Origin of the sequence: Nakamurella sp. (genome assembly GCF_048594475.1) — a bacterium.
Taxonomy (GTDB): domain Bacteria; phylum Actinomycetota; class Actinomycetes; order Mycobacteriales; family Nakamurellaceae; genus Nakamurella.
Window position 1 is genome coordinate 1 of record NZ_JBMDXT010000532.1, and the last position, 10,129, is coordinate 10,129.

Genomic DNA, 10,129 nt, shown 5'->3' on the forward strand with positions numbered 1-10,129 from the left:
CGGCGCTGTTTACCCGCGCGGCACAGGAGCAGCGGGTGCTACTTCGAGTAGAACTCGACGATCAGCTGCTCGGTGACCTGCGAGTCGATCTGGGCGCGGACCGGCAGCGAGTGGATGATCACCTGCAGCGACTCCGGGACGACCTTCATCCAGGCCGGCGGGGTCCGCTCACCGAAGGTGGCGCGGGCCAGTTCGAACGGGTACGACTCGGCCGACTGCTTGCGCACGGTGATGATGTCGTACTGCTCGACGCGGTAGGACGGGACGTCCACGCGCACGCCGTTGACCTCGAAGTGCCCGTGGGACACCAGCTGCCGGGCGTGCCGACGGGTCCGGGCCAGGCCGGCCCGGTAGATGACGTTGTCCAGGCGCGACTCGAGGATCTGCAGCAGGGTGTCGCCGGTCTTGCCGGACCGCGCGGCGGCCTCGGCGTAGTAGCGGCGGAACTGCTTCTCCAGGACGCCGTAGGTGTACCGGGCCTTCTGCTTCTCCTGCAGCTGGGTCAGGTACTCCTTCTCCTTCGTCCGCGCGCGGCCGTGCTGGCCGGGCGGGAAGGGACGGCGCTCGAACGCCATGTCGCCGCCGACCAGGTCGGTCTTGAGGCGACGGGACTTCTTGGTGATGGGACCGGTATAGCGAGCCATTGTCTAGATCTCCTTCGCCCGCGTCAGACCCGGCGCCGCTTGGGCGGCCGGGTGCCGTTGTGAGCCTGCGGGGTGACGTCGGAGATCGCGCCGACCTCGAGGCCGGCGGCCTGGAGGGAACGAATCGCGGTCTCGCGGCCCGAACCCGGGCCCTTCACGAACACGTCGACCTTGCGCATGCCGTGCTCGATGGCCTGGCGGGCGGCGTTCTCGGCCGCCATCTGCGCCGCGAACGGGGTCGACTTGCGGGAGCCCTTGAAGCCGACGTGGCCGGCGGACGCCCAGCTGATCACCGCACCGGTCGGGTCGGTGATGGAGACGATGGTGTTGTTGAACGTGCTCTTGATGTGCGCGTGGCCGTGGGAGACGTTCTTCTTCTCCTTGCGGCGGACCTTCTTGACCGCCGCGGAGCCCTGACGGGACTTGGGGGGCATGGCTTACCTGGCCTTCTTCTTGCCGGCGATGGTCTTCTTCGGTCCCTTGCGGGTGCGCGCGTTGGTCTTGGTGCGCTGACCGCGGACGGGCAGGTGGCGGCGGTGCCGCAGCCCCTGGTAAGAGCCGATCTCCATCTTCCGGCGGATGTCGGCCTGGACCTCACGACGCAGGTCGCCCTCGACCTTGAGGTCGGCGGCGTCGATGGCGTCGCGCAGGGCGAGCACATCCTCGTCCGTCAGGTCCTTGGACCGCAGGTCAGGGCTGATGCCGGTGGCCTTGAGCAGTTCCAGGGAACGGGTACGCCCGATCCCGTAGATGTAGGTGAGCGCGATCTCCATCCGCTTGTCGCGGGGCAGATCGACGCCGACGAGTCGCGCCATCTGGCGGGTACTCCCTCGTGTCGCCCACGGGTGTCGGTCGCGTCCCACCCCCGGCATCCGGCCGAGGCCCCGGCCCGTGGTCCGGGGGAATCCCGCCCGGGCCGGCGACGGCCGGTGGGCGGTGGTGACGCGATGGAGCGGCCGTCCGACGGACGGCCGTGGGGCCCGCCGAGGCGGGCCCGCGCCGGGGCTCAGCCCTGGCGCTGCTTGTGGCGAACGTTGTCGCAGATGACCATGACGCGACCGTGCCGGCGGATCACCTTGCACTTGTCGCAGATCTTCTTGACGCTCGGGTTGACCTTCACTGCAGTCCTCATCTCTAGTACCGACCCGGACGGGCCGGACCACGCGGGCCGGGGGCCGGCCCACTCCCTACCGGTCCGCCGGACGGCGGCCGATCGCCCGGAACCAGCGGTTCCGGTCCACGCCCCGAGACAGGGCGCGGCGACGCCGCACGGACCCGCCCCGGCGAAACCGGGTCACGCCCCTGCGGCGAGCAGTGCCTACTTGTAGCGGTAGACGATCCGTCCGCGGCTCAGGTCGTACGGCGAGAGCTCGACGACGACCCGGTCCTCGGGGAGGATCCTGATGTAGTGCTGGCGCATCTTGCCGCTGATGTGCGCGAGCACGCGGTGCCCGTTCTCCAACTCGACCCGGAACATCGCGTTGGGCAACGGCTCGACCACGCGACCTTCGACCTCGATGGCCCCGTCCTTCTTGCCCATAGCCTCCGCACTTCTGACTGCCATACTCGTCGGGTCGGCGCTCCGCAGGCTGTCGCGGCCGGTCTGACGACCGGCTCGGGGCCCGCGGGCTCGGCGCGCCGGATGAATGTCACCCGACCCCGGTCCGGCCCGCCCTGAGAAGAGCAGCACCAAACCGACGCGACCCGCGCGCCGACGTTCTACTGTACGCTCCTTCGCGCCGGCGGGCCAATCGCCCCGCCCGGCCCCCGTCCGGCCCGGTCCGGGCCCGGCCGGCCACTCGCCGGGCGGCCGGCGGGCGACCGTCGGCGACGGTGCCGGCGGCCTGCGGAACTCGATCCGTCCGACCGGGCGTTGACCCGGGCATGAGCATGCTCTGCCCCAAGTGCCACAGCCTGATGCACGCCTACGAACGCAACGGCGTGGTGGTCGACCAGTGCACCGAGTGCCGCGGCATCTTCCTGGACCGCGGCGAACTGGAGCACCTGGTCGAGGCCGAAGCCCGGTTCAACCGGGGCGCCGAGCCGACCCCACCCACCACCTACCCGCCGGCCGGGGCCTACCCGCCGCCGGCGGTGGCCTACCCGCCGCCGGCCGCGTACCCGCCGGCCGGCCACCCCGCGACCGACCGGTCCGCCCCGCCACCGGCCGCCGGATCGGCGCCCGGGCGGTCCCCGATGGCCGACCTGTCGACCATCGCCTCGATCGCGACGGAGTACCTGGGCAAGAGCAAAGGGAAGAAGAAGAAGGGCAAGAAGGGCAGCACGTCCTTCATCGACGGCCTTTTCGGGTGAGCCCGGCGTGAGCATCGTCGCGCCGGACGGCCGGCCCGCCACGGCCGGGATACCGTGGGCCGCATCATGAGCCTCGTGTGTCCGCAGTGCCAAGGCAAGATGCGCAGTCAGGAACGTGACGGCGTAGCCGTCGACGTGTGCAAGCAGTGCCGCGGGGTCTTCCTGGACCGCGCCGCCGTGGAGCGGCTGGTGGTCGCCGAGGCCCAGTTCTTCGGGCTGGCACCGGCCGAGCCGGACCCCGCTCCGATGGTGGACTACGACCGCCCGCAGCGACCGGCGAAGGAATCCCGCCGGGACTACGACAAGGTCCGCCCGGACAAGCTGCGCGGCAAGAAGAAGCGCAAGAAGTCCTTTCTCGAGGAATTCTTCGACTGACGATGACGACCGCCACCCCTGTCCCGACCCTCACCGGCCTGCTGCCGGGCGCCGGACCGCTGGCCGGGCCGATCCGGCGCGGTCCGGTCTCGGACACCTTCTTCGAGTACGGCTACGTCTGGCTGCCCTACGCGATCGCGGCGCTGGTCCTGCTGGGCCTGGGCGCCCTGGTCGCCGTCCGGCGGCGGCGGACCGCGCCGGGCACGGTCGAACTGCTGCTGACCAGCGGGGCGGTCCTGCTGATCCTGGCCGCCGTCATCCTCGGCCTGGCCGACGGCGCGGTGGAGAACAACGGGTTGGCCTCCATCGACCCGGTGGTGTGGCAGTGGGCGATCGACCAGCGGACGCCCGCGCTGACCACGGTCGCGATCGCCGTCACCGAGATCGGCAGCACGCTGTCCATGGGCATCATCGCGGTGGTCTCCGTGGTGTTCCTGTGGTTCCGGGGCCGGCACGGTGACGCGGTCCTGGTCGCCGTCGTGTCCGCCGGGGCCGGACTGCTGGTCAAGGTCGGCAAGGCCACGGTCGGCCGCGAACGCCCGCCGGCCGAGTTCCGGCTGGTCACCGAGACGAACGAGTCGTTCCCGTCGGGCCACGCCCTGGCGTCGGCAGCCATCATCGGGGTCCTGCTGGTGGTGTTCGTGCCGCTCATCCGGTCGACCGCGTGGCGGGTCGTGGCCGTCGTCGGCGGGGTGCTGTTCGTCCTGGCCATCGGCTGGTCACGGGTCTACCTGGGCGTGCACTGGACCACCGACGTGCTCGCCGGCTGGTGCACCGGGGCGGCCTGGCTGCTGCTGTGCGTGACCGTGCGCGAGGTGTGGCGGCGTACGGTCGGCTGGCTGCCGGGCTCGGTGGCGGCCCTGCAGGCCCGGCAGGCGCCGGCCGATCCGGACCAGCCGCCCGGCTGACCGCGGACCGACACCGGCCTGCCGGTCCCGGCCCAGGTGGGCCGGGCTACTCCGACCGGCGCAACCCGTACCGTGTCTCCGGCCGCCCGACCTGCCCGTACTTGAGGGTCCGCTCGGCCACGTTGGTGTCGGCCAGGTGCTCCAGGTAACGGCGGGCGGTGATCCGGGAGACCCCGAGGAACTCGCCGATCTGGGTGGCCGAGGCGTCGCCCAGTTCGCGCAGCGCACCGACCACGATGGCCAGCGTCTCCTTGGTCATGCCCTTGGGCAGCGACCCGGACGCCGGCGCCCGCAGCATGCCCAGCGCCCGGTCGACGGACGCCTGGTCGACGTCGTCGCCGCCGCCGACCTGCTCGGCGAACTCCTTGTAGGACAGCAGCCGGTCGCGCAGCGCGCTGAACGCGAACGGCTTGATGACGTACTGCACGGCGCCCTGGGCGACCGCGGACCGGACCACGTCGGCGTCGCGGGCCGACGACACGATCATCACGTCGACGGTCGACCCGGCCGCGCGGATCCGGCGGAACAGGTCCAGGCCGTGGCCGTCCGGCAGGTGCAGGTCCAACAGCACCAGGTCGATGCCGCCCTTGGCCAGGGCCCGCTCCGCCTCGATCCGCGAGTTGGCCACGGCCACCACGGAGAAGCCGGTCACCCGCTCGACGTACGCCTTGTGGGCGCGGGCGGCGATCGGCTCGTCCTCGACGACGAGCACCCGGATCATCGGGCCGCCCCGGCCTCGACGCCGGCCGTCGGGATCGGTTCGGCCGGCCCGCGGTAGGGCAGGCCGACCACGAACCGCGCACCGGGACCGGGCACGGCGTGCACCGACCCGCCGCACCGGGCGACGGCCTGCGCGACCAGCGCCAGCCCGAGACCGCGGTCCCCGGCCGGGCCGCGCGCCGTCTTGGTCGACCAGCCGCGGGCGAACACCGACCCGGCCTGGTCCTCGGTCAGACCGGGACCGTTGTCGGTGACCACGATCCGGACGTAGGGCCGGTCGAGGGTAATCCCGTCCTCGGCGGGGTCGGGGCGCGGCGGTCCCCCGCCGACCCCCTCGGCCCCGGGCACGGTCAGGCCGATCAGGTCCAGCGCGACGGTGACCCGGCGCTGGCCGTCGGCCGCCGGCGCGCCGAACAGCACGTCAAAGGCGTTGTCCACCAGGTTGCCGACGATCGTGACGAGCTCGTGGTCGGGCGCGGCGTCCGGCGGCAGGAAGGATCCCGGACGCACGATCAGTTCGATGCCCCGCTCCGCGCCCTGCGCGGACTTGGCCAGCAGCAGGGCCGCCGCCGCCGGGTTCCCGACGCCCTCCAGCACCCGGTCGGCCAGCCGCTGCGCCGTCTGCATCTCCGACACCGCGAAGGTCAGGGCGTGATCGGTCTCGCCCAGCTCGATCAGCGAGATCACCGTGTGCATCCGGTTGGCGGACTCGTGGGCCTGGGCCCGCAGCGCCTCGGAGAAGCTCTCCGCCCGGTCGAGCTCGCCGGTGAGCGCGTCCAGCTCGGTGTGGTCGCGCAGGGTGACCACGGCCCCGACCACCGCCCCGCGCACCGCGACCGGCCGCCGGGTCAACACCAGGACGCGGTCGGCCGACAGGACCAGTTCGTCGGTCAGGTCGCCCGGCTCGGTCATCAGGGTGGCCAGGTGCTCGGGCAGGCCGGCCTCGACGGGCGCCCGTCCGATCGCCCCGTCGCCCAGCCCGAGCAGCCGGCGACCCTCGGCGTTCACGCTGCTGATCCGGCCCTGACCGTCCAGCAGCACCATGCCCTCGTGCACCGACGCCAGCACGGCGTCGTAGTAGGTGAACAGCCGGGCCAGCTCCCGCGGCCCCATGCCCAGGGTCTGCCGGCGCACCCACTGGGCGATCACCATCGATCCGGCGAAGCCGACGCCGAGGGCCACCAGGCAGATCAGGATCAGCCACCCCACCCGCTGACCGGAGATCTCGTTCACGTGCGACACCGTGACGCCGACCGCGGCGAGCGCGACGATCCGGCCGCTCGCGTCGCGCACCGGGGCGATCGCCCGGACCGACGGGCCCAACGTTCCGGTATAGGTCTCGATGCCCACCTGCCCGGCCAGGGCGGCGTCCCGGCTGCCCAGGTAGGTGTCGCCGATCTGGGTCGGGTCCGGGTGGGTGTAGCGGATGCCGTCGGGCGTCATGATGACCACGAAGTCGGTGCCGGTGGACCCGGCGACCGCCGTGGCGAAGTCCTCCAGCAACGCCGACGGCCCGGTGATCTCCGCGCCGGCCGGATACGGGGCGGTGACCGCGGCGACCACGCCGGGCGACTGGGCCACGGTGGACGCGATGGCGGCGACGCGTTCGCCGGTCACCCGCTCGGTCTCGGCGTTGGTGTCGATGAGAACGGCGGTGAGCAGGCCGCCGAGGACCACGACCAGGACGATCGCCTGCAACGCCAGGATGCGGCGGGCCAGCGACCAGCTCGATTCGGAGCGCACCGCCGCACCTCCCGCCGGACCCGGCCGCGACGCCGCGGCCTGCAGGAAACCTACCCAGCCCCCGGGAAGCTACGCACCCGAACCGGGCTCGGTGACCATTGCGTTCATTGTGTGCCCGGCGGGAGCGGTCCGGTCACCCGCTTCCCGGTCCGCGCCGGCCACCCGGTTCACCCCGGCCAGCCCGGCGCAGGCCCGGCGCAGCGCCGGGACCAGCGCGTCCATCCGCTCGGCCGTGAACCGCACGCCGGGGCCGGCGATGCTGAGCACCCCGACCGTCGGCCCGCCGGGCCGCTCGAGCACCGGCATCGCGATCGCGGCCGCTCCGGCCTCGAAGCTGTCGACCGCCCGGGCGCACCCGTCGGCGCGGGTGCGGCGCAGCCGCCGCAGGAACTCCTCGACCGTGGCCGGCGCCTGGGGGCCGCGTTCGCCCGGCCCGCCCAGGCCCTGCCGCAGCACGAGCTCGAGCGCCCGCTCGTCGCCGAACCCGGCCAGCCAGGCCAGCCCGTTGGCCGTGCTGGCCAGGTGCGCCTCCGGACCCGGGTCGGGGTCGTACCGCAGGCCGGCCGTGGCGCCCTGCGCCTTGGCCACCCAGACCAGGCGGTCGCCGTCGACGAGGCTGAGCCGGACCAGCTCGCCGGAGACACCGGCCAGCTCGGCCAGCACCGGCCGGGCCAGGTCGACAAGGGTGTGCCCGGCCAGGTGACCCAGCCCGAGCGCGACCAGCCGCAGGGTCAGCCGGTAGGTCCCGCTCACCGGATCCTGCCGGGCCCACCCGTCGGCGACGAGGGTGACCAGGATGCGGTGGGCCGCACTCTTGGGCAGCCCGAGCGTGTCGGCGACCTGCTGGACGGAGCGGCCGTCCGAGGCCTCGGCCAGCTCGGCCAGGACCGCCAGTCCCCGGGACAGGGCTCCGCCGACCACGGCCGCCTCCTTCCACCCAGTCGAACATCGAGTGGGCGACTGTACCAACTTCGGTCAATCTGGAACGGTGTTCCACTATTGCCCCGACTGCCCGGAGGAGCCCGCTCGATGCCGCCGCCCGATCCCTCACCATCGGAAACCTCACCCGGCCCCGCCCGGCCCCTACTCTCCCTGTCGCCCCTGACGATCCTGGACACGCCCCCGCCCGACCAGGTCGGCGCCGCGGCCGTCGCCGGCTTCGACGCGGTCGGGATCCGGGTCGCCCCGGCGGCGGACGAGCGCGTGTGGCCGATGCTGGGCAACACCCCGGTCCTGCGCGAGACGCTGGCCCGGACCGCCGACACCGGGGTCCGGGTGCTGGACGTCGAGCTGGTCGTGCTGCGGCCGGACCTGGACCGGGACGGGGCGCGGGCGGTGCTCGACGCCGGGCACCGGCTCGGCGCCCGGTTCGTGCTGACCCTGGGCTACGACCCGGACGAGGCGCGGCTGACCGACCACTTCGCCTGGCTGTGCGCGCAGGCCGCCGAGCGGGGACTGCGCCCCGGGCTGGAGTTCATGAAGTACAGCCCGGTGCAGACCCTGGCCGCCGCGGTGCGCATCGTCCGGGGCGCCGGTCATCCGGCCGGCGCGGTGCTGGTCGACGCGCTGCACCTGCGCCGCTCGGGAGGCTCCCCCGCCGATCTGCTCGATGTCCCGGCCGAGCTGCTGCCGTACGGCCAACTGTGCGACGGTCCGCTCGACCCGGTCTGGCCGACCGATGACCAGGCCCGGGCGGAATCGCGCACCGGCCGGCTGCTGCCCGGCGAGGGCGAGTTCCCGCTCGCCGCGCTGGTCCGCACGCTGCCCGCCGGCGGCATGCTCTCGGTGGAGGCGCCGGTGGCGGCCCTGGCCGGGCTGGACGCGGTGCAGCGGGCCCGCCGGGCCCGGGCGGCGGCCGAGCGGGTGCTGGCCGGGGTCACGCCGGGCGCGGACCGATGACCGGCCCCGCCCCCCGATGGGGTGCCTCGGACCGGCCGGCTCCGGCGTCGCCGCGACGGAGTCGGGGCACCGTTGCGGCGTCCGCCGGTGACCCGGCCCGCTCGGCCCGCGTGGGCATCGGAGTGATCGGGGCCGGGGTCATCGGCCGCACCCACCTGGCCGCGCTGGCCCGGGATGCCGGTTGCCGCATCGTCGGGCTGGCCGACCCCACGCCGGCCGCGGCCGAGGTGGCCGGCGAGTTCGGCGTGCCGCTCGTCGCCGACCACCGGGACCTGCTGGCGACCCCCGGGCTGGACGCGGTGATCGTCGCGACGCCGACCGCGCTGCACGTGCCGATCGGGCTGGACGCGATCGCGGCCGGGATGCCCGCGCTGATCGAGAAGCCGGTCGCGCCCACCGTGGCGCAGGCGCTCACGCTGGCCGCCGCGGCCGAGCGCGCCGGGGTGCCGGTGCTGGTGGGCCATCACCGCCGGCACAACCCGATCGTCGCCGCCGCCCGGGCGGCCGTCCGGTCCGGGCGGCTCGGCCGGCTGACCACGGTGACCGCCCTGTGGACGCTGCGCAAGCCGGACGGCTACTACGACATCGCCTGGCGGCGCGAACCCGGCGGCGGGCCGGTGCTGACCAACCTGATCCACGACGTCGACGTGCTGCGCTTCGTGTGCGGCGAGATCGACACGGTGCAGGCCATCGCCTCGTCGGCCGGTCGCGGGCTGCCGATCACCGACACCGCGGCCGTGGCCCTCCGGTTCGCGTCCGGCGCCGTCGGCACGATCACCCTGTCCGACGCGGTGGCCGCCCCCTGGGCCTGGGACCTGACCGCCGGGGAGAACCCGGCGTTCGGCCGGACGGACGAGCAGTGCTACCTGCTCGCCGGTACGGCCGGGTCGCTGGCCGTGCCCGGCCTGCGGTGGTGGCGCTATCCGGACCCGGACGCCGCCACGGCCGGCTGGCACCGGACCCTGGTCGAGGAGCGCCTGCCGGTGGTCCGGGCCGACCCGTACGCCCGGCAACTGGCCCACTTCCGGGCCGTCGTTCGGGGTGAGGCGACGCCGCTGGTCGGCGTGCGGGACGCCACCGCCACGCTGGCCGCCACCCTGGCCGTGGAGGAGGCGGCCGCGACCGGCCGGCCGGTCGACCTCGCTCCCCCGGCCGAGCGTCCCGCCCCGGTCGACCCGGGTCCGGTCGACCCGGTTCCGGTCGACCCGGTTCCGGTCGACGCGGGTCCGGTCGACCCGGGTCCGGTCGACGCGGAACCGGTCAGGGCCGCGCGATCTCGGTGAACAGCGCCCCCTGCGCGGCGGCCGACCCGGACCGGCCGCCGCCGGGGCCGCGGAGGACGAACGCGGCGCCGACGGCCACGATCGCGCCCAGGATCGGTCCGGCCACGTAGACCCAGTAGGCGCCGAAATCGAGGCTGACCAGATCCGGGCCGAAGGTGCGGGCCGGGTTCATCGACGCGCCCGAGATCGGGCTCCCCCACAGGCCGGCCAGCGCGATGTAGCCGCCCACGCCCAGAGCGCCGAT

Annotated in this window: 14 protein-coding genes; 5 read left to right on the forward strand and 9 right to left on the reverse strand. The window is 74.0% G+C overall.

Annotated elements, in window-relative coordinates; genetic code table 11:
- Nucleotides 1-38: 38 nt before the first annotated feature.
- The 5 genes from rpsD to infA all read right to left on the reverse strand — a co-directional run bounded on the left by rpsD (nt 39) and on the right by infA (nt 2,184).
- Complete coding sequence (gene rpsD, locus ACOJUF_RS23860; RefSeq protein ID WP_420124301.1) at nt 39-644, reverse strand: 30S ribosomal protein S4; 606 nt, start codon at nt 642-644, stop codon at nt 39-41.
- Nucleotides 645-667: 23 nt separating this feature from the next.
- Complete coding sequence (gene rpsK / locus ACOJUF_RS23865) at nt 668-1,078, reverse strand: 30S ribosomal protein S11 (RefSeq protein ID WP_395725363.1); 411 nt, start codon at nt 1,076-1,078, stop codon at nt 668-670.
- Between the two features lie 3 nt (nt 1,079-1,081).
- Nucleotides 1,082-1,459 carry a 30S ribosomal protein S13 gene (rpsM, locus tag ACOJUF_RS23870; RefSeq protein WP_420124302.1) on the reverse strand — a complete coding sequence of 126 codons (378 nt, stop codon included), beginning with the start codon at nt 1,457-1,459 and terminating at the stop codon, nt 1,082-1,084.
- Nucleotides 1,460-1,650: 191 nt separating this feature from the next.
- Entirely contained in the window at nt 1,651-1,764 is a 114-nt protein-coding gene (gene rpmJ / locus ACOJUF_RS23875; protein ID WP_137450367.1) for a 50S ribosomal protein L36, read from the reverse strand.
- A 198-nt stretch (nt 1,765-1,962) separates the two neighbouring features.
- Nucleotides 1,963-2,184: a translation initiation factor IF-1 gene (gene infA / locus ACOJUF_RS23880; protein ID WP_029136093.1), complete on the reverse strand. Its 222-nt coding sequence runs from the start codon at nt 2,182-2,184 to the stop codon at nt 1,963-1,965.
- A 344-nt stretch (nt 2,185-2,528) separates the two neighbouring features.
- Between infA and ACOJUF_RS23885 the strand changes: the two genes are divergently transcribed.
- From ACOJUF_RS23885 to ACOJUF_RS23895, 3 genes are all read left to right on the forward strand, one after another.
- Nucleotides 2,529-2,957 (forward strand): zf-TFIIB domain-containing protein, encoded by a 429-nt coding sequence (locus tag ACOJUF_RS23885; RefSeq protein ID WP_420124303.1) that lies wholly within the window; start codon nt 2,529-2,531, stop codon nt 2,955-2,957.
- Between the two features lie 66 nt (nt 2,958-3,023).
- Complete coding sequence (locus tag ACOJUF_RS23890; RefSeq protein ID WP_420124304.1) at nt 3,024-3,332, forward strand: zf-TFIIB domain-containing protein; 309 nt, start codon at nt 3,024-3,026, stop codon at nt 3,330-3,332.
- A 2-nt stretch (nt 3,333-3,334) separates the two neighbouring features.
- Nucleotides 3,335-4,240, forward strand: a complete 906-nt coding sequence (locus ACOJUF_RS23895) for a phosphatase PAP2 family protein (protein WP_420124305.1) — start codon at nt 3,335-3,337, stop codon at nt 4,238-4,240.
- A gap of 46 nt (nt 4,241-4,286) precedes the next feature.
- Here the strand turns inward: ACOJUF_RS23895 and ACOJUF_RS23900 are convergent, their stop codons facing one another.
- The 3 genes from ACOJUF_RS23900 to ACOJUF_RS23910 form a co-directional block, all read right to left on the reverse strand.
- Nucleotides 4,287-4,961: a response regulator gene (locus ACOJUF_RS23900; protein ID WP_420124306.1), complete on the reverse strand. Its 675-nt coding sequence runs from the start codon at nt 4,959-4,961 to the stop codon at nt 4,287-4,289.
- Complete coding sequence (locus ACOJUF_RS23905) at nt 4,958-6,703, reverse strand: ATP-binding protein (RefSeq protein ID WP_420124307.1); 1,746 nt, start codon at nt 6,701-6,703, stop codon at nt 4,958-4,960. The genes ACOJUF_RS23900 and ACOJUF_RS23905 overlap by 4 nt, the downstream gene beginning before the upstream one ends.
- 69 nt (nt 6,704-6,772) lie before the next feature.
- Nucleotides 6,773-7,624 carry an IclR family transcriptional regulator gene (locus tag ACOJUF_RS23910; protein WP_420124308.1) on the reverse strand — a complete coding sequence of 284 codons (852 nt, stop codon included), beginning with the start codon at nt 7,622-7,624 and terminating at the stop codon, nt 6,773-6,775.
- A gap of 108 nt (nt 7,625-7,732) precedes the next feature.
- On the opposite strand from ACOJUF_RS23910, the gene ACOJUF_RS23915 reads away from it, so the two are divergent.
- Together ACOJUF_RS23915 and ACOJUF_RS23920 are read left to right on the forward strand one after the other, a co-directional pair.
- Nucleotides 7,733-8,602 (forward strand): sugar phosphate isomerase/epimerase family protein, encoded by an 870-nt coding sequence (locus ACOJUF_RS23915; RefSeq protein ID WP_420124309.1) that lies wholly within the window; start codon nt 7,733-7,735, stop codon nt 8,600-8,602.
- Between the two features lie 110 nt (nt 8,603-8,712).
- Entirely contained in the window at nt 8,713-9,885 is a 1,173-nt protein-coding gene (locus tag ACOJUF_RS23920) for a Gfo/Idh/MocA family oxidoreductase (RefSeq protein ID WP_420124310.1), read from the forward strand.
- Here ACOJUF_RS23920 and ACOJUF_RS23925 read toward each other — a convergent pair.
- Nucleotides 9,863-10,129, reverse strand: a 267-nt coding sequence (locus ACOJUF_RS23925) for an aquaporin (RefSeq protein ID WP_420124311.1), incomplete at its 5' end; no start/stop codon positions are given. The genes ACOJUF_RS23920 and ACOJUF_RS23925 overlap by 23 nt on opposite strands.